The following is an 18983-nucleotide window of genomic DNA, read 5'->3' as shown; positions in this document are numbered from 1 at the left end:
CTTCTCATTAGTTGAGGAGTGCATTTTTTGTACTCAAAATTTAGATTGAAGATCTGTTCTTAAATTAGGATAAGAGAAAGGGTGAGGAGTTTGGATAGTTGTAGACAGTTAGAAAAAGCAGAACCTGGAAGTAGTCGACAGCAAAGAAGGACGATTATTGGTTGCTTTGATGATAGAGACATCAAGCTCCCTGCTCTAAAATAATGAATTGTTTATTTTTTAGCCTGTAGTTTGCTAGTATCAAAGTGTTGATGGCAGTTTTTCTTTGCTACTTAGGAAAGCGAGGAAATTGACATGAAAAACAAAAAAAGAAACTTTAATCAATTAAACAGACAGGAAGTCAAAGATTCAGAATTAAAACAATTAGCAGCTCTATCGGAACGCGAGTTGATGATGACGTTAAGAACATCACCAAATGGCCTATCGAAAGAAGATGCAGAGGACCGTTTAGAAGAATATGGTCCAAATGAAATAGCAAGTGAAAGTCCCGTCCCAGCATGGCGTTTATTTTTAAAAGCTTTTCAAGATCCTTTTGTTTATGTATTGGCGTTATTATTAGTCGTATCAGCAGCAACAAAAGATTATGAAGCAGCAATTATTATGGGGATTATGATTTTATGCAGTGCCTTAATTCAGTTTGTTCAAAGTTACCGGTCACAAAAAGCAAGCTTTGAATTAAAAGAAATGATTGAAAATACATGTGCCATTACTAGGGACGGTGTGACAACAGAAATACCTATGGATGAAGTTGTGCCAGGTGATATTTTAACTTTATCCACCGGAGATATGATACCAGCTGATGCGGTACTAATTTGGTCAAATGATTTATTCGTCAATCAAAGTTCTTTAACAGGTGAATCAATGCCTGTTGAAAAATTTGTTGAAGCGGGTGTTGATGAGAAACAATTAAAAGATCCAAGTTTAACAGCTTTAGACATGGAAGATTTGGTCTTTATGGGCACAGATGTACTAAGTGGTCAAGGCAAGGCGATTATTTTAAGAACAGGTGCGAGTACCTTCTTCGGTGATATTGCGAAAACAGCAACGGGTCAAAGAGGCGATACAGCTTTTGATGTTGGGATGAATAAAGTGAGTAAGCTACTACTTAGAATGGTAGTCGTGTTATTCCCGATTGTTTTATTACTAAATGGCTTTACAAAAGGAGACTGGAGCCAGGCATTCTTCTTTGCAATTGCAGTAGCAGTAGGGTTAACACCAGAGATGTTACCGATGATCGTCACAAGTAACTTAGCTAAAGGTGCGTTAAGTCTTTCTAAAAAGAAAGTCATTGTTAAAGAATTAGCAGCTATTCAAAACTTAGGAAGTATGGATGTGCTATGTACGGATAAAACAGGAACCATTACAGAAGATGAAGTAGTTCTAGTGGAGCACGTTAATCCATTAGGTAAGGAAAATGATGAGGTACTGAATCTAGCTTACTTGAATTCAAACTATCAAACGGGTTGGAAAAATCTAATTGATCATGCGGTGATTAATTATTATAGTAAAGCAGTTGCAGAAAATGATCGTCCTAATGTAGAGAAAATTGATGAGATTCCTTTTGATTTTACACGCAGACGTTTAACTGTGGCTGTGGAAACTGAAGGACACCAATTGATGGTAACTAAAGGTGCGGTTGAAGAGATGATGACAATCTGCTCGCAAGTCGAGATAGATGGTGAAATCAGAGCATTAACACCAGAATTGCATGAGGAAATGATGACGGTTAATAACAGTATGAATGAAAGAGGCATGCGTGTTATTGGAGTGGCTTACCGAAAAGATGTTTATACAGAAGCAGAGTATTCTGTGTCAGATGAGCAAGATATGATTTTAGTTGGCTTCATTGGATTTTTAGACCCTGCAAAAGTTTCAGCTATTCCTGCGATTTCATCTTTACAAGAGCACGGTGTAACCGTTAAAGTGTTGACGGGTGACAATGAAATCGTAGCTAGAAAAGTATGCCAAGATGTGGGGATTCCAGTGACTGATGTTTTAGTCGGAAATCAAATAGAAGAGATGACGGATGATGAGCTTATTAATATAGTAGAAACTGTTAATTTGTTTGCTAAATTATCACCTATGCAAAAATCAAGAATTATTAGTTTACTTCAACAAAAAGGACATACTGTTGGTTTTATGGGGGATGGGATTAATGATGCCCCTGCATTAAGAAAAGCAGATGTAGGAATCTCTGTTGATACAGCAGCAGATATAACAAAGGATGCAAGTTCAATTATTTTATTAGAGAAAAGTTTAACGGTACTTGAAGATGGGATTATAGAGGGGCGTAAAGTATTCTGCAATATGATGAAGTATATCAAGGTAACAATCAGTTCGAACTTTGGTAATGTCTTCTCTGTTTTAGTAGCCAGTGCCTTTTTACCATTCTTACCAATGCTATCACTCCAACTATTAGTACAAAATTTAGTTTACGATATTGCACAATTAACAACTCCTTGGGACAATGTGGATGAAGAGGATATTGAAAAACCGGTAAAATGGGGAACAAATGGATTATTGAAGTTCACATTATGTATTGGACCTGTAAGTAGTATTTTCGATATTTTAACATTTGCCTTAATGTGGACAGTGTTTGGTGCGAATACAGTAGCAGAGCAAGGTTTATTCCAAGCGGGTTGGTTCTTAGTTGGCTTAACAACGCAAACGTTAGTTGTACACATTGTTAGAACTAAAAAAATTCCGTTCATTCAAAGTCGTTCAAGTTTTTCACTTGCATTGGCTAGTATAGCTGCGATTTTAATAGGGATTGGAATTATAGCGACACCTTTGCGTGACGCCTTCCACTTTAGTGCACTGCCATCTAATTATTGGGGATGGTGGATTGCAATAAATATCATGTATATGATAACAGTACAAGCAGCGAAACAACTTTATATCAAAGTAAATGGTGAGTGGTTATAAAAAACAAAAAAGTTTTTAAAAAATTCTAAAAGGATTTTTTTCACTAAGTAATATAAATGACAACAGTTTCATTAAATAAAACGTAAGGACTATTAGAATGATTAATGGTCCCTACGTTTTATTTTTTTGTGAATTAAAGTATAAAAAAGCAAGAAGTACGAACAGTTAAGTGCATAAAACTTGATGATAGAGCGTTTTTAAAGATATAATAAAGGTATATAGAAAACGTTTTCTGTTGAATGGTTATGTTATATGTTTTATTTTATAACAGATGTAAAATAAAAAACATCCTAGTTATAGATAGTGAATACCCTCACTAACTATAACAGGTTGTTTAACTGTTATAGTTCTGTTGCTATATTTTGACGAGCTTAATCACTTGCAATGGTTCAAATCACGTGGTAAATTAGACTCGTAAGCACAGAGGAAACTGATACAGATTTTAACTCTGTTTAAAAAAACACACTAATTAATGTAAAAGAGAGGATTGTGTCACAATGGCGAAAGAAAAAAACAACCCGCTTGATTTTGAAAAGTTCCTAGCAGATATTAGCGCTGACTTTCCAACATACCAAGTTTTAGATGAGGATGGAAATGTAACAAATCCAGATTTAATGCCTGAATTATCAGATGAAGAATTAGTTGAATTAATGAGTAATATGGTTTGGTCACGTGTATTAGACCAACGTTCAACTGCTTTAAACCGTCAAGGACGTTTAGGTTTCTACGCTCCAACTGCTGGACAAGAAGCTTCTCAATTAGGTAGTCAATTTGCAATGGATAAAGAAGATTACTTATTACCAGGGTACCGTGATGTACCTCAATTAATTAAACAAGGTTTACCACTAACAGAAGCATTCTTATGGTCACGTGGCCATGTTGCTGGTAACTACTACCCAGATACATTAAAAGCATTACCACCACAAATCATTATCGGTGCACAATATGTTCAAGCAGCAGGTGTTGCTTTAGGACTTAAAATACGTAAAAAAGATAACGTTGTTGTAACTTACACTGGTGACGGTGGATCTTCACAAGGGGACTTCTACGAAGGTATTAACTTCGCTGGAGCATACAAAGGAAACGCAATTTTCTTCATCCAAAATAACGGATTCGCGATTTCTACTCCACGTGAAAAACAAACAGCAGCAACTACATTAGCTCAAAAAGCTGTAGCAGCAGGAATTCCAGGAATCCAAGTAGACGGTATGGATGCATTAGCCGTATACGCTGTAACTAAAAAAGCTAGAGAATGGTCAATTGCAGGAAATGGTCCTGTATTAATCGAAACATTAACTTACCGTTATGGTCCACATACATTATCAGGCGATGACCCAACTCGTTACCGTTCAAAAGAAGAAGATACTATTTGGGAAAAACGTGATCCATTAAAACGTCTACGTATCTACTTAACAAACAAAGGCCTTTGGTCAGAAGAAAAAGAAGAAGCTGTTATCGAAGCTACTAAAGAAGAAATCAAAGTTGCTATTAAAGAAGCTGACGCTGTTCCAAAACAAAAAGTATCAGACTTCCTTAAAAACATGTTTGAAGTTTCTCCTCAAAGCATTAAAGAACAAATCGAAATCTATGAAGCAAAGGAGTCTAAATAATCATGGCACAAAAAACAATGATCCAAGCGATTACAGATGCGCTTGCTGTTGAATTAGAAAAAGATCCTAATGTCCTAATCTTTGGTGAAGACGTAGGTAATAACGGTGGGGTATTCCGTGCGACTGAAGGCTTACAAGCTAAGTTCGGTGAAGACCGCGTGATGGATGCACCTCTTGCAGAATCAGGTATCGGTGGTATGGCTTTCGGTTTAGCATTAGAAGGTTACCGTCCAGTTCCTGAAATCCAATTCTTCGGATTTATCTTCGAAGTTATGGATGAAGTAGTAGCACAAATGGCACGTACACGTTACCGTATGGGTGGCACTCGTCACATGCCTATCACAATCCGCGCACCATTTGGTGGAGGAGTTCATACTCCAGAATTACATGCTGATAACTTAGAAGGGCTTATTGCTCAATCTCCTGGTATCCGTGTTGTTATTCCATCAAACCCATATGATGCTAAAGGATTATTAATTTCAGCTATTCGCGATAACGATCCAGTTGTCTTCTTAGAGCACATGAAATTATACCGTTCATTCCGTGAGGAAGTTCCAGATGGTGAATACACTGTTCCTTTAGATAAAGCAGCTGTTACTAAAGAAGGTAAAGATGTTTCTATCATTACTTACGGTGCAATGGTTCGTGAATCTATTAAAGCAGCAGAAAAATTAGAAGCAGCAGGTATCTCAGTAGAAATTATTGACTTACGTACAGTTGCTCCATTAGATATCGAAACAATTATCGCTTCAGTTGAAAAAACTGGTCGCGTAGTAGTTGTTCAAGAAGCTCAAAAACAAGCTGGTGTTGCAGCACAAGTTATTTCTGAAATCTCAGAACGCGCTGTTCTTTCATTAGAAGCACCTATCGGACGTGTACCTGCTCCAGATACTATCTTCCCATTCGGTCAAGCTGAAAATGCTTGGTTACCAAATGCGGCTGATATCGAAGCTAAAGTTAAAGAAGTTTACGAATTCTAAGACTAGATAATTAAAATGGAAGTTTAGGGAGTGAGCTTATAAAGAGCTGCTCCCTAAGCTATAACAATAACTGAAATTGAAGGGAAGAGTGCGATCATGGCATTTAAATTTAAATTACCAGATATCGGTGAAGGTATTGCAGAAGGCGAAATCGTAAAATGGTTTGTAGCAGTAGGCGATACAATCAACGAAGATGATACATTATTAGAAGTACAAAACGATAAATCAGTGGAGGAAATTCCATCTCCAGTAACAGGTAAAGTTTTAAACATTGTTGTTTCTGAAGGAACTGTAGCAAATGTTGGTGACGTATTAATCGAAATCGACGCTCCAGGACATGAAGATAATGACGCACCAGCTGAAGTACCAGCGGCAGCACCTGCACCAGCAGCGGCTCCAGCAGCACCAGCAGGCGGCGTATTCCAATTCAAATTACCAGATATCGGTGAAGGTATTGCAGAAGGCGAAATCGTAAAATGGTTTGTAGCTGTAGGCGATACAATCAACGAAGATGATACATTATTAGAAGTACAAAACGATAAATCTGTTGAAGAGATTCCATCTCCAGTAACAGGTAAAGTTGTTAACGTTGTTGTTCCAGAAGGAACTGTAGCAAATGTTGGTGACGTATTAATCGAAATCGACGCTCCAGGACATAACGATGCACCTGCATCAGCTCCAGCGGCAGCAGCACCTGCAACTTCTTCAGCAGCTCCAGCAGCGGCAGCAGTAGTTCCAGTAGCAGCTGATCCATCAAAACGCGTTTTAGCAATGCCTTCAGTACGTCAATATGCACGTGAAAAAGGGATTGATATCACAACTGTACCTGCAACAGGTAAAGGTGGACGTGTTCTTAAATCAGATATCGATGCAGTAGCAGCAGGCGGCGCTCCAGTAGCGGCAGCAGCTCCAGCAACAACTACAGAAGCACCAGCAGCAGCTCCTAAAGCAGCGGCTACACCAGTTGCAGCACCAATTGCTCCAGCAGCAAGTGGCGAAGCTCAAACTCGTGAAAAACTTACACCAATGCGTAAAGCAATTTCTAAAGCAATGGTTAACAGTAAACATACAGCGCCACACGTTACATTATTTGATGACGTTGAAGTTTCTAAAATGTGGGATCACCGTAAGAAATTTAAAGATACAGCAGCTAAGCAAGATGTTAAATTAACATTCTTACCTTACGTTGTTAAAGCGTTAGTTGCGACAATGCGCGACTTCCCAATCTTAAATGCTTCAATCGATGATACAACAGAAGAAATTGTTTACAAAAACTACTATAACATCGGTATTGCTACAGATACTCCAAACGGATTATTTGTACCAAACATTAAAAATGCTGATTCAAAAGGTATGTTTGCAATTGCAAGCGAAATTACCTCTAATGCTCAAAAAGCAATGTCAGGTAAATTAGCTGCAGGCGAAATGCGCGATGGTACTGTTACAATCAGTAACATTGGTTCAGCTCGTGGTGGCTGGTTCACTCCAGTTATCAACTACCCTGAAGTAGCTATCTTAGGTGTAGGTACTATCGATCAACAACCAATCGTAAACGAAGATGGCGAATTAGCTGTTGGACGCGTTATGAAATTATCATTAAGCTTCGACCACCGTATTGTTGATGGCGCGACAGCTCAAAATGCTATGAACAACATTAAACGTTTATTAGCAGATCCAGAATTATTATTAATGGAAGGGTAAGGTGACTCACACATGGTAGTAGGAGATTTCGCTTTAGAATTAGATACAGTAGTAATCGGAGCTGGCCCTGGTGGGTATGTAGCAGCAATCCGTGCAGCACAAATGGGACAAAAAGTAGCAATTATTGAACGTGAATACATCGGCGGCGTTTGTTTAAACGTCGGATGTATTCCTTCAAAAGCCCTAATCAGTGCTGGTCATAAATATCAAGAAGCTTTAGATTCAGAAATCTTTGGTGTTACAACTAAAGGTGTTGAATTAGACTTCGCTAAAACTCAAGACTGGAAAGATAACGGCGTTGTTAAGAAATTAACTTCAGGTGTTGAATTCCTTCTTAAGAAAAATAAAGTTGAAGTAATCAGAGGGGAAGCTTTCTTCGTTGATGAGCACACTTTACGTGTTATCAATGACGAATCAGCTCAAACTTATGAATTCAACAATGCGATTGTGGCAACTGGTAGTCGTCCAATCGAAATCCCAGGATTTAAATTTGCAGGTCGCGTTTTAGATTCTACAGGCGGATTAAACTTAAAAGAAGTTCCTAAGAAAATGGTTATCGTTGGGGGCGGAGTTATCGGTGCTGAATTAGGTGGCGCATATGCTAACCTAGGTACTGAAGTAACTATCCTTGAAGGTTCACCACAAATTTTACCAACATTTGAAAAAGATATGGTTAAATTAGTTGAATCATCATTCGATAAAAAAGGTATTAAAGTTGTTACTAAAGCAATGGCTAAAGAAGCTGTTGACAATGGTGACAGCGTAACAGTTAAATACGAAGTTGATGGTAAAGCTGAAGAAGTAACTGCTGACTACGTAATGGTAACTGTTGGACGTCGTCCAAATACTGATGAATTAGGTTTAGAAGTAGCGGGTGTTGAAATGACTGAACGTGGTTTAGTTAAAGTAGATAACCAAGGACGTACAAACGTATCTTCAATCTTCGCGATTGGTGATATCACTCCTGGAGCTGCTCTTGCTCATAAAGCAAGCTACGAAGCTAAAATCGCTGCTGAAGCCATCTCAGGTAAAGCAGTTGCAATTGATTACACAGCTATGCCTGCTGTAGCCTTCACAGATCCTGAATTAGCTACTGTTGGTTTAACTGAAAAAGAAGCTAAAGAACAAGGCTTAGATGTTAAAGCATCTAAATTCTCATTAGGCGGAAATGGCCGTGCTATTTCTCTTGACCAAATGGAAGGTTTCGTTCGTTTAGTAACTACTAAAGAAGATAACGTAATCGTTGGGGCACAAGTTGCCGGTGTATCTGCAAGTGACGTTATTGCTGAATTAGGTTTAGCAATCGAAGCTGGTATGAATGCTGAAGACATCGCTTTAACAATTCACTCTCATCCATCATTAGCTGAAGCTGTAATGGATACTGCTGAATTAGCATTAGGTATGCCAATTCACATGTAATATAAATAAAACCTTGTCAGATTAAGTTCTGGCAAGGTTTTTTTATTGTTATAATAAAAATAGAACAAGACCATTGTAATTTTGTTCTATTTTGTAGCTTCAATTGCTATCAAAGTCACTTCATCATTGTTATTAATAGTATATTTTACATCATATGAAAGGTTATAATCGTTGGATGCAAAGAGTTGTGAATCTGTTGGACTGTCTTTTGTATCTTTTAATTCAGCATCAGATGGAAGTTGTTCTTCGATTGCTGATAAGAAAAAAATCTTATTTAGTTTTTTATTGAGAGGTAGATCCTCGAAATTTAGTTCAATTTTTTTAATGATATTATCAGAATCTACAGTATAGTTTGTAAATCCAGTATCTGTTTTTTCTGAAAAAACAAGCGTATCTTCTTTTTCTAAATTTTCTTTATCTAGTACACCTAGAAGTGTGTTATTTGGGTATTTAGACGTTACTTTTTTCTTTCTTTCACTACTTTTTTCAATTTTTTTTGAACTGTCTGTTTTACCATTTCTCGGTGGATCAGGTGTACAAGCGGAAAGTGAAAGTAAAACGATGACTAAAGCTGTTCGAAATAGTGTTTTTTTCATAGGGACTCCTTTACAGTAAGTTATTACTATTTTTGTTAAAAAGGTTATAAACTACTTTAATGATAACATAATTGTTCAAAAAAAAATTATTCTTTTTTTTTTTAATAAAAAAGAGTAAAAATTAAATTTGTTTGTTTATAAGGACTATAGTATTCTAACTAAAGTGATTACTATACGTATATGTACTTAATAATTTAGGAGGTGAATCATGTTATTCTATCTATTAACGGGATTAATCGTGATTCTATTAGTTTTAATAGTTATAATGAGTGTTGCATTAGGCTATTCGTATATTCAATCTAAACAGAAAGAATATTCTGATAAAAATAAGCTAGAATTATAATTTATGGAAAAGTATTTAAAAAAGTTAAATATTGTTTAAATATAGAGTATAATAAACGTATTGAATTAAAATTTTATAGTTTAAAGATTACCTAGGAGGCTATACAATGAACATTACAAGAAATCCAGAGTTAGTTGAATCATTTCATTATGATTTAAATAATCCAGAGAATGAGTTAGAAACAAACATTGCAGTTGAAATCGTACCACTTGATATGAGTGAGCAAGAAGATTTCCCACATGATACAAGTTGCGTACTAGGCTTACGCGTTGTTTATCAAATTGTTTATGAGGCGTTTGTTTTAACAGGAGCAGTACGTCAACCTGTTATTGTTAATGACCGTATCATCACAGAGCCGTCAGAATTAACACAAGAAGAGGTTAGTGAATTAATGCAACCTTTATTCTCAATCATTAAACGTATGACGTATGAAGTGACTGAGATTGCTTTAGATCAGCCAGGTGTAGAGTTAAACTTCTCATCAACTGCTGAACCAATGCAAGAAGAAACAGAAGCTTAAAACAGCCATTATGGCTGTTTTTTTGTTTATTATTAGTAGAGAAAGCTGGTTTCAGTTATAATGGTAGGGCAGTCTATTTTATGACTAAATATGAAATAGTAAAAGAAGGGTTTGTGACGCTAATGGCTACAGAGTTAAATCAAGATATTTTAATATTAATAGAAAAAGAATTAAAGACGTATTCAATGAAACAAATCAAAACAGTTTTAAATTTATTGGAAGATGGGAATACAGTTCCGTTTATTTCGCGTTACCGTAAAGAAATGACCGGTAGTTTAGATGAAGTGCAAATTCGTGAGATTTCGGAACGTTATACGTATAGCTTAAATCTAGAGAAACGTAAGGGTGAAGTATTACGTATTATTGAAGAACAAGGACAATTGACACCGGAGTTAAGTGCTAAAATTAAAAAAGCGACAAAAATGCAACAAGTGGAAGATTTATATCGTCCTTACAAACAAAAACGTCGTACGAAAGCAACTATTGCTAAAGAAAAAGGGTTAGAGCCATTTGCAAAATGGTTGAAAACTTTCCCGATTCCTGCCGATGTGGCTGCTGAAGCTAAAAAGTATTTATCAACAGAACATGAATTAGCAACAGTTGAAGAAGTATTGGCTGGTGCTCATGAAATCTTAGCTGAAGCAATTGGTGATGAACCAACTTACCGTACATATCTACGTGATTATTTAGCGAAAAATGCTCAATTGACAAGTACAGTTAAAGATGAAGAAAAAGATGAAAAAGGCGTCTATGAAATGTACTATGATTATACAGAATCAGTTAGTAAAATCGTAGCCCACCGTATTTTGGCAACAAATCGTGGGGAAAAAGAAGGGATTCTTAAAGTAAGTTTAGATGTAGATGAACAGCCTATTTTAAATTATTTAGAAAGCCAATTGATTGGTAAAAATAGTGATTCGCCAACAGCTGAATATGTTAGGTTAGCTTATCAAGATGCCTATAAACGATTTATTGGTCCAGCTATTACGAGAGAAATCCGTAACGACTTAACTGAAAAAGCAGATGAACAAGCGATTTCTATTTTTGGAGAAAATCTACATAATTTGTTACTCCAATCACCCCTAAAAGGTAAAGTAGTATTAGGATTTGACCCAGCTTATCGTACAGGCTGTAAGATGGCGGTTGTGGATGAAACAGGTAAAGTATTAGCTATTCAAGTTATTTATCCCCATAAACCAGCAAATGCAGACAAACGTCAAGCAGCAGGTCCAGCTTTTGTTGAGTTAGTTGAAAAATATCAAGTTGAAATGGTAGCAATTGGAAATGGTACGGCGAGCCGTGAGTCTGAATTATTTGTGGCAGAGCAATTAAAAACGATTAAACGTGATGTTTATTACGTTATTGTCAATGAAGCAGGAGCTTCTGTCTATTCAGCTAGCGATATTGCACGTCAAGAGTTTCCTGATTTACAAGTTGAGGAAAGAAGTGCGATTAGTATTGCGAGACGTCTACAAGATCCATTAGCAGAACTAGTGAAGATTGACCCACAAGCTGTAGGTGTCGGTCAGTATCAACATGATGTATCTCAAAAAATGTTAACAGAACAATTAGACTTTGTTGTGGAAACTGCAGTAAATAAAGTAGGGGTTACAGTTAATACAGCGAGTCCGAGATTACTTCAAAATATTTCAGGTTTAAATAAAACAACGGCTCAAAATATTGTGACTTACCGCGAGGAAAATGGCGCCTTTACATCTCGTACTCAACTAAAAAAAGTCCCACGTTTAGGACCGAAAGCTTATGAACAAGCAATTGGTTTCTTACGTATTCCGCAAGCTAAAAATATTCTCGATAATACAGGTATCCATCCGGAAAGTTATCCAGTAGCTAAAGAAGTATTAGCTAAAGCGGGTATCACAAATAAGGAATTAGGGACATCAGAGGCGAAAGAACGTTTAGAACAACTTAAAACAACACAAGTTGCTGAAGAGTTATCAGTTGGGTTAGAGACCTTAACGGATATCATTGCAGGATTAAGCCAACCAGGTCGTGACTTACGTGACGAAATGGCAGCACCATTACTTAGAAAAGATGTATTAAGTATGGAAGACTTAAAACCAGGTATGGAATTAGATGGTACGGTCCGTAACGTTGTAGATTTCGGTGCGTTTGTAGATATAGGTGTGAAACAAGATGGGATGGTTCATATTTCTAAATTAAGTCGTCAATTTGTGAAGCATCCTACTGATGTTGTTGCTGTTGGGGATATCGTAACGGTATGGGTTGAAGATGTTGACCTTAAAAAAGGGCGTGTTGCTCTTAGTATGTTAGGGCCAGTTGAGGCAAATGCTTAACCCAAAATTTATTGATGGAAAGCGGTTTGAAAAAGAAGCCAAGCAATTACTTCAATTGATTGATAGAGAAAATTTATCTAACGATAAGCTACAAGCATTGGTTGAACTAGTTTCTGTTTGTTTTTTCGATCGACCTTTTAAGCATAAGGCAACTTTCAATTCACGATTACGTACGACAGGTGGTCGTTATCATTTATCTGGTCACAATTTAGACTTTAATCCTAAAGTATATGAAAAATTAGGGCCTGAAGAGTTTATTAAAGTTATCAAGCATGAACTTTGTCATTATCATTTACATCTGTTAGGGATGGGGTATAGACACCGAGATGTTGATTTTAAAAATTGGTTAGCATGGACGGGTGGTAGTCGTTTCGTGCCACGTATGGATGAAGAAGAAAAAGCGTATAATTATACCTATGAATGTATAAGGTGTTATCAGATTTTCAAGCGACAAAGACGTGTATCTGTAAAAAGATACCGTTGTCCCTGTGGTGGAACGTTGCATCTAAAGGAGTCTAGTCTATAAGATGGACTTCTTTTTTTGTATGTATGGTAATGGCTAGTTATTTGAAATTTTAAAAATAAGTAAGTGCGTATAGCTTATATATAAAAGAATTTGAATATCCTTGCGTTTTCGGCTATAATTAATAGAGTTAGTATCATGAATTAAATTTTGGAGGTTATCTTTTATGGCTCAAAAAGTATTTTCTGAAAAGAAAATGGCAAACGTAGTGACACAGTCAAATGAATGGTTTGCTGAATATAAAACAAGTACACAGTTTAAGAATTTAACGGCTTCAGAACAAAAAAACAGTGAAGCGATTATTTTAACATTCTCTGAATGGATGTATAGAGAAGAATTACGCAGTGGGAAAGAATGGACAGGGGCATCAGTTGAAAATGTTCTGACAACAGTCTTACCTAAAGAAATGTCTAATTATTCTGAAGTAGCAGGAGATCTAGTAGCTGTTTTATCTTCATATTTTGATTTCTTAACAACAGTGGGGAATATTAAGAACGGGGAAACATTAACTCGTAAATTAGAAAAATTACCAACTGATGTGTCTAATGAAGTGAAAACTGAAGAAGCACCTAAACAAGAGGTTAAAAAAGAAGAACCTATCAAAAAATCAACACCTGCTAAGAAAGTTAAGTCTTCATCAAGTGAGTATTCAGCTGATGAAATCCAACGCTTTAATCGTTTTGTGATGGGCGAGTCTATTACAAAAATCAATACCAATAAAGCAGTACCACAAACAAATAATGTTTCAGTTGGACGTAATGATTTATGTCCATGTGGTAGTGGTAAGAAATACAAAAAATGTCACGGTAAATAAAAAACTACTAGGGAATTCCCTAGTAGTTTTTTTATTTAGACTTGTTCAATCATAAATTCTGTTAGTTCATCTTTTGTTAAATTAGCATTTAATGCCACTAGTAATTTGATACGGGCTTTTTGACTGTTTAAACCATTACAGAATAAGACGCCTTTTCGCTCTAACTGTATGCCACCACCGTCGTAGCTATAGACTCCTTCAGCTACACCATTGAAACAACGTGAAACGAGAACGACAGGAATACCGCTTGCAATCATATTATCTATTGCAGGAAGTGTTTGAGGTGGTAAGTTGCCAGCTCCAAGAGCTTCAATAACTAGGCCGTCAATGTCACTTTCCGATAAAATATCTAAAATAGAGCCTTCCATTCCAGCATAAGCTTTAACAATAGGAATACGTGCATCAACAGTTGTGACATCTAAAGTGTGACTTGTAATGAGTTGCTGATAAAAACTTACGTTATGCTTATTAACCAAACCGACTGGTCCAAAGGTAGGGGTTCTAAATGTGGCAACATTAGTTGTATGAGTTTTTGTAACATAACGAGCGGTATGAATTTCATCATTCATTACAACGAGCGTTCCTTTGTTAAGAGCGGAATCGCTTGCTGCTACACGAATAGCGCTAAGAAAATTATATAAGCCATCAGAGCCAATCTCATTGCTTGAACGCATCGCACCTGTGATAACGATAGGGATTTTATCACCTATTGTGATATCTAAGAAGTAAGCTGTTTCTTCTAATGTATCTGTACCATGTGTGATAACAACACCGTCGATCCCTTCTGAAAGAGCACTTAAGATACGTTCTTTTAGGGCAAGCATATGTTTCGGCGTAATGTGAGGGGATGGGATATAAAAGAAATCCTCAACAATTAGCTCAGTTTCAAGACCAACGGATTGAGATACTTTTAACAGAGGATTAGTTGATTCAGTTGAGACCTCACCTGTTTGGCTATCTTCTGCCATGGCAATTGTGCCACCAGTGTGTAAGACTAATATTTTTTTCATTTCGACCCAACTTTCTATATGTAGTTTCTAAACAATTATAACAAAAATAATTAAAACTATCTTGTTTTTGAAAAATAAAATACATTGAGTTACACTAAATAAATAAGGGGGAAGAAACGATGATAAGAGTTGGTTTAACAAGTTGGGGCGAACATCCCATTTTGCTTAATAAAGACAATATAACATTAGCGGAGTATGCCTCTGTTTTACCTATAGTGGAGTTAGATACTTCTTTTTATGGTATTCCCTCAATTAAAACGGTAAACAATTGGATTGAAGCGACACCTGCTGACTTTAAATTTATAATAAAAGCCCACCAATGTATGACGACACATAGACCATGGCAAGATTTTTTTGAATCTGAAAAAGCTTTATATGAAAAATATATAACAACATTCACACCATTGCTGACATCTGGTAAATTAGGAAGTATTTTATTTCAATTTCCAGCTACATTTGCTTGTACTGAAAGTTCTATTATTTATTTACGACGCTTACGAAAGATTTTGAAAGACTGGCCATTATCAATAGAATTTAGACATCCAAGCTGGTATGACTCTCTGAATTATAAACAGATGTGTCAGTTTATGAGAGATGAGAAATATAGTTTACTGACTATCGATGAACCACAGGTACAGAATAAGTCAGTGCCATTTGATACAGTTCGAACAACATCTGATTATCACATTTTCAGATTTCACGGTAGAAATCCTAATGCGTGGGTTGCTAAAGGTGACAATTGGCGTAAGAAGAGGACCTTATACCGTTACAATGAGGAAGAATTAACAAATTTGGCTGCTCATGTGAGCATGGTATCTGAGAGTGTTAAAGATGTTTATGTTATTTTTAACAATAATTCTGGAGGAGATGCAGGGGCGAACGCATTAACATTCACATCGAAATTAAATTTGGTTTATGATAATCTAAATCCAAAACAATTAGATTTGTTTGGGGAATAAAAATAACAGCAGTAAATCATAAAATACAAAGTTTTAATAGAATACATTCTATTAAAAAAAATGTATTTTAGTAGTGATAGAAATAAGTTATTGTGATATAATTCAGAGTAGATGCAAAAAATTAGATGACATAACGTTACGATAAAAAAATAAATGAATGAAATGATTATTCTTAGTGTCGCATTACTTGTAAACTAAAGATGATGTTCAAAAAAAATGGAGGAAATTTAATGAAATCAAATACTATCCTGTGGATATTCTTGGCTATTATTTTGATTGCAGCAATCATGTATTTAGTTGCTTTCTTAATAAGACGAAAAAATGAAGAACGCTTAGATGATTTAGAAAAGCGTAAGAGTGCTTTATTCGATCTACCTGTCGTCGATGAAGTTGAAGAAATCAAAAAAATGCATTTGATCGGTCAAAGTCAAAATACATTCCGTGAATGGAATCAAAAGTGGACGGATATTTCAACAACTTCCTTCGCTGCATTAGAAACGAGAATTTTTGAAGCAGAAAATTTAAATGAAACATTACGCTTTATGCAAGTGAAACAAGCGGTCAACGATGCGTTTGAAACAATGGATGAAATGGAAAAAGAAGTTGAAGAGGTTCGTGCAGGCTTAAAAGAACTTAGAGAAACAGAGGAAAGAAACTCAGTTGAAGTTCAAGAAGCTTTAGACAAGTATGAAATTATTAAAAAAATGTCTAAAGAAGAACCAAACAAATTCGGTCCAACGTTATCAGAAATCAACAAACAAATCGATGAAATTGAATCTGAATTCAAAGAGTTTGTTAACCTAAATTCGTCAGGGGATCCTGTTGAAGCTGGTGATGTTTTAAAACAAGCTGAAAATCACACTTATGAATTAGAATCAACAATGGAAAGTATTCCTCCACTTGTTGAAGAACTAGAAACAGAGTTTCCTAGTCAATTAGAAGAGTTGCAAGAAGCTTATCAAAAATTATTAGAGCAAAATTACAAATTTGTCTCAGATGATTTTGAAAAAGAATTTGAAAAAGTTAAAACAAAAATTGAATTAAATGTTAAAACATTAGGACGCTTTGAACTGTCAGATGCACGAGAAGAAAATGAAAAAATCGCATCACGTATTGATGGTTTATATAGTCAATTAGAAAAAGAAATTGAAGCTAAGCAATTTGTACATGAAAAGCTACCAGTTGTTGAAGCATATATCCAACATGTTCTAGAAAATAATCATAAACTAGTCATTGAGTTAGATCATGTTTCTCAAAGTTACGAATTAAATAAGAATGAATTAGGGATTACAAGAGGGTCGCAAACTCAATTAGAAGACCTACAAAAATCATTTGAATCATTAAAAGAAAATGTTGAAGCTGAAGAAGTTATCTACAGCCAAGTTCAAGCTCGTTTAGAGAATGATATTGAGATGTTAGATGAAATCGAAAATCAACAGATTGAAATTACAGAAGCATGCGATGCATTACGTGAAGGTGAAAAAGTAGCTCAAACTAAGATTGATGAGTTTGAATTTGATTTAAGAACTTTAAAACGTTATGTTGATAAACAACGTTTACCAGGTATTCCACAAAATTATTTTGACTTCTTTTATGTGGCAACTGATCGTATTGAAGAATTAAGTCATGAGTTAAATAAAATTAGAATTGATATGGATCGTATCAATCAACTAGTTGATTTCTGTGAACAAGATTTAGAAGTTTTACATACTAAGACAGAAGAACTAATTGATAGTGCTGCTTTAACTGAAGAGATGTTACAGTATGCGAATCGTTACCGTATGAGTCATGAAGAAATTGCTATTGCAGGTGAGAAGAGCTATCGTCTATTTGTTCAAGAGTATAATTATCATGATGCATTAGATGAAATTGGTGTTGCTTTAGAAAAAGTAGAACCAGGTGCTTTCAAACGTATTGAAGCAGCTTACTTCAAAACTAAAAATCAAGATATTACTTTCTAAAAACCAGAGGCTTAAGCTTCTGGTTTTTTTATATGTTATGGGTTTGTAAGATTGATATTAGTTGGGATAAAGACTATAATTAATAATGATTTGTAACAAGAGACGGTTAAGTTCTATAGACTTAGTCATGACTAATATAAAGAGGTGTTAACGATGATATATTTTGATAATAGTGCAACAACTGCAATTCATCCTAGTGTTTTAGATGCCTACATGAAGACATCTCAACGTATTATGGGAAATCCTTCAAGTTTACATCATTTAGGAAATCAAGCAAGCCGCTTACTTTCAGAGTCACGGAAACAAATTGCAGAAGGTTTAAGTGTAACGCCAGAAGAGATCTTCTTTACAAGTGGTGGGACAGAAGGCGACAACTGGGTCATCAAAGGAACAGCAATTGAGAAACACGGCTTTGGTAAACATATTATTATTTCAGCAGTTGAACATAGTGCCGTTTCTAAAGCAGCAGCACAACTTGTTGAGTTTGGTTTTGAAATTAGTGTGTTACCTGTTGATAAACGCGGACGTGCTAAAGTTGAAGAATTAGAAAGCTTAATTCGTAAAGATACCATCTTAGTATCTGTAATGGGTGTTAATAATGAGATGGGTGCGATTCAACCTATTAAAGAAATTGGAGAAGTATTAGAAGCTTATCCAACCATTCATTTCCATGTAGATGCTGTGCAGGCGTTAGGTAAAGTTCCAGTTTCTAACTATCTAACACCTCGTGTTGATTTTGCGACATTCTCAGCTCATAAATTCCACGGACCAAAAGGGGTTGGATTTATTTATTGGCGTAAAGGTCGTCGTATTGCACCGTTATTAAATGGTGGTGGACAAGAGGGACAAAAACGTAGCGGGACTGAAAATGTAGCAGGAATCGTAGCGATGGCAAGAGCGGTTAGATTGCAACTAGAAGACCAAGAGTTGAAAAATAAACGCGAAGCCAATATCAAAGAGTACTTAATGGATTCATTAGGAAAATACGATAAAGTAACGTTATTCTCTGAAGATTCTGAAGATTTTGCACCACATATTATTTGTTTTGGCTTAAAAGATATCAAAGGCGAGGTACTTGTACACGCTTTTGAGAAAAAGGATATTATTATTTCGACAACAAGTGCTTGTTCAAGTAAGAGTAAAGTATCTGGTAGTACACTACATGCTATGGGAGTTGCTGATGATAAAGCTATTACAGCAGTTCGAGCAAGTTTAAATGCCGAATCAACAATGGTTGAAGCAGAGCAATTTATGGTTGCTTTCAATCAATTACAAGAACAGTTTTCAAAAATTAATAGTTAGTAAGG

15 protein-coding genes are annotated in these 18983 nt (G+C 35.8%); 13 read left to right on the top strand and 2 right to left on the bottom strand.

The genetic code is table 11. The features are described 5' to 3' along the window. Positions 1-294 precede the first annotated feature (294 nt). The 5 genes from mgtA to lpdA all read left to right on the top strand — a co-directional run bounded on the left by mgtA (position 295) and on the right by lpdA (position 8635). A complete protein-coding gene (gene mgtA, locus CBF31_RS05370) occupies positions 295-2925 on the top strand; it encodes a magnesium-translocating P-type ATPase (protein ID WP_126831366.1) in 2631 nt (876 codons plus the stop codon). Positions 2926-3422: 497 nt separating this feature from the next. Continuing rightward, the gene (gene pdhA / locus CBF31_RS05365; RefSeq protein ID WP_126831365.1) at positions 3423-4535 is read left to right on the top strand and encodes a pyruvate dehydrogenase (acetyl-transferring) E1 component subunit alpha; all 1113 of its coding nucleotides are present in this window, start codon (positions 3423-3425) and stop codon (positions 4533-4535) included. Between the two features lie 2 nt (positions 4536-4537). Next, positions 4538-5515, top strand: coding sequence for an alpha-ketoacid dehydrogenase subunit beta (locus CBF31_RS05360; RefSeq protein WP_126831364.1), 978 nt, complete (start codon positions 4538-4540; stop codon positions 5513-5515). 96 nt (positions 5516-5611) lie between these two features. Continuing rightward, positions 5612-7216: a 2-oxo acid dehydrogenase subunit E2 gene (locus CBF31_RS05355; protein ID WP_126831363.1), complete on the top strand. Its 1605-nt coding sequence runs from the start codon at positions 5612-5614 to the stop codon at positions 7214-7216. Between the two features lie 12 nt (positions 7217-7228). Then, positions 7229-8635, top strand: a complete 1407-nt coding sequence (gene lpdA / locus CBF31_RS05350; RefSeq protein ID WP_126831362.1) for a dihydrolipoyl dehydrogenase — start codon at positions 7229-7231, stop codon at positions 8633-8635. Between the two features lie 86 nt (positions 8636-8721). Here lpdA and CBF31_RS05345 read toward each other — a convergent pair whose 3' ends face one another. Then, positions 8722-9231, bottom strand: coding sequence for a hypothetical protein (locus CBF31_RS05345; protein WP_126831361.1), 510 nt, complete (start codon positions 9229-9231; stop codon positions 8722-8724). 208 nt (positions 9232-9439) lie between these two features. On the opposite strand from CBF31_RS05345, the gene CBF31_RS11255 reads away from it, so the two are divergent. The 5 genes from CBF31_RS11255 to CBF31_RS05325 all read left to right on the top strand — a co-directional run bounded on the left by CBF31_RS11255 (position 9440) and on the right by CBF31_RS05325 (position 13746). Then, positions 9440-9574, top strand: coding sequence for a hypothetical protein (locus CBF31_RS11255; RefSeq protein ID WP_281272807.1), 135 nt, complete (start codon positions 9440-9442; stop codon positions 9572-9574). A 106-nt stretch (positions 9575-9680) separates the two neighbouring features. Continuing rightward, positions 9681-10094 (top strand): DUF1149 family protein, encoded by a 414-nt coding sequence (locus tag CBF31_RS05340; protein ID WP_126831360.1) that lies wholly within the window; start codon positions 9681-9683, stop codon positions 10092-10094. A gap of 122 nt (positions 10095-10216) precedes the next feature. Continuing rightward, the gene (locus tag CBF31_RS05335; RefSeq protein WP_126831912.1) at positions 10217-12409 is read left to right on the top strand and encodes a Tex family protein; all 2193 of its coding nucleotides are present in this window, start codon (positions 10217-10219) and stop codon (positions 12407-12409) included. Continuing rightward, the gene (locus tag CBF31_RS05330) at positions 12402-12935 is read left to right on the top strand and encodes a SprT family protein (RefSeq protein WP_211330821.1); all 534 of its coding nucleotides are present in this window, start codon (positions 12402-12404) and stop codon (positions 12933-12935) included. The genes CBF31_RS05335 and CBF31_RS05330 overlap by 8 nt, the downstream gene beginning before the upstream one ends. A 163-nt stretch (positions 12936-13098) precedes the next feature. Beyond that, positions 13099-13746, top strand: coding sequence for a YecA family protein (locus tag CBF31_RS05325; protein ID WP_126831359.1), 648 nt, complete (start codon positions 13099-13101; stop codon positions 13744-13746). Positions 13747-13781: 35 nt separating this feature from the next. Here CBF31_RS05325 and CBF31_RS05320 read toward each other — a convergent pair whose 3' ends face one another. Then, positions 13782-14756: an asparaginase gene (locus CBF31_RS05320; protein ID WP_126831358.1), complete on the bottom strand. Its 975-nt coding sequence runs from the start codon at positions 14754-14756 to the stop codon at positions 13782-13784. 119 nt (positions 14757-14875) lie between these two features. On the opposite strand from CBF31_RS05320, the gene CBF31_RS05315 reads away from it, so the two are divergent. From CBF31_RS05315 to CBF31_RS05305, 3 genes are all read left to right on the top strand, one after another. Further along, a complete protein-coding gene (locus tag CBF31_RS05315) occupies positions 14876-15715 on the top strand; it encodes a DUF72 domain-containing protein (protein ID WP_126831357.1) in 840 nt (279 codons plus the stop codon). Between the two features lie 230 nt (positions 15716-15945). Further along, positions 15946-17676, top strand: a complete 1731-nt coding sequence (locus CBF31_RS05310) for a septation ring formation regulator EzrA (RefSeq protein ID WP_126831356.1) — start codon at positions 15946-15948, stop codon at positions 17674-17676. 153 nt (positions 17677-17829) lie between these two features. Further along, complete coding sequence (locus tag CBF31_RS05305; RefSeq protein WP_126831355.1) at positions 17830-18978, top strand: cysteine desulfurase family protein; 1149 nt, start codon at positions 17830-17832, stop codon at positions 18976-18978. Positions 18979-18983: the final 5 nt, after the last annotated feature.

Source organism: Vagococcus fessus (assembly GCF_003987565.1).
Taxonomy (GTDB): Bacteria; Bacillota; Bacilli; order Lactobacillales; family Vagococcaceae; genus Vagococcus_D; species Vagococcus_D fessus.
Note: the sequence above shows the minus strand (reverse complement) of the source record. Positions and strands in the feature narration are given on the sequence as shown.

Excerpts from the sequence above, each read along its gene's own strand:
- mgtA (WP_126831366.1), top strand. The coding sequence starts at position 295 with ATGAAAAACAAAAAAAGAAACTTTAATCAATTAAACAGACAGGAAGTC.
- pdhA (WP_126831365.1), top strand. The coding sequence starts at position 3,423 with ATGGCGAAAGAAAAAAACAACCCGCTTGATTTTGAAAAGTTCCTAGCA.
- CBF31_RS05360 (WP_126831364.1), top strand. The coding sequence starts at position 4,538 with ATGGCACAAAAAACAATGATCCAAGCGATTACAGATGCGCTTGCTGTT.
- CBF31_RS05355 (WP_126831363.1), top strand. The coding sequence starts at position 5,612 with ATGGCATTTAAATTTAAATTACCAGATATCGGTGAAGGTATTGCAGAA.
- lpdA (WP_126831362.1), top strand. The coding sequence starts at position 7,229 with ATGGTAGTAGGAGATTTCGCTTTAGAATTAGATACAGTAGTAATCGGA.
- CBF31_RS05345 (WP_126831361.1), bottom strand. The coding sequence starts at position 9,231 with ATGAAAAAAACACTATTTCGAACAGCTTTAGTCATCGTTTTACTTTCA.
- CBF31_RS11255 (WP_281272807.1), top strand. The coding sequence starts at position 9,440 with ATGTTATTCTATCTATTAACGGGATTAATCGTGATTCTATTAGTTTTA.
- CBF31_RS05340 (WP_126831360.1), top strand. The coding sequence starts at position 9,681 with ATGAACATTACAAGAAATCCAGAGTTAGTTGAATCATTTCATTATGAT.
- CBF31_RS05335 (WP_126831912.1), top strand. The coding sequence starts at position 10,217 with ATGGCTACAGAGTTAAATCAAGATATTTTAATATTAATAGAAAAAGAA.
- CBF31_RS05330 (WP_211330821.1), top strand. The coding sequence starts at position 12,402 with ATGCTTAACCCAAAATTTATTGATGGAAAGCGGTTTGAAAAAGAAGCC.
- CBF31_RS05325 (WP_126831359.1), top strand. The coding sequence starts at position 13,099 with ATGGCTCAAAAAGTATTTTCTGAAAAGAAAATGGCAAACGTAGTGACA.
- CBF31_RS05320 (WP_126831358.1), bottom strand. The coding sequence starts at position 14,756 with ATGAAAAAAATATTAGTCTTACACACTGGTGGCACAATTGCCATGGCA.
- CBF31_RS05315 (WP_126831357.1), top strand. The coding sequence starts at position 14,876 with ATGATAAGAGTTGGTTTAACAAGTTGGGGCGAACATCCCATTTTGCTT.
- CBF31_RS05310 (WP_126831356.1), top strand. The coding sequence starts at position 15,946 with ATGAAATCAAATACTATCCTGTGGATATTCTTGGCTATTATTTTGATT.
- CBF31_RS05305 (WP_126831355.1), top strand. The coding sequence starts at position 17,830 with ATGATATATTTTGATAATAGTGCAACAACTGCAATTCATCCTAGTGTT.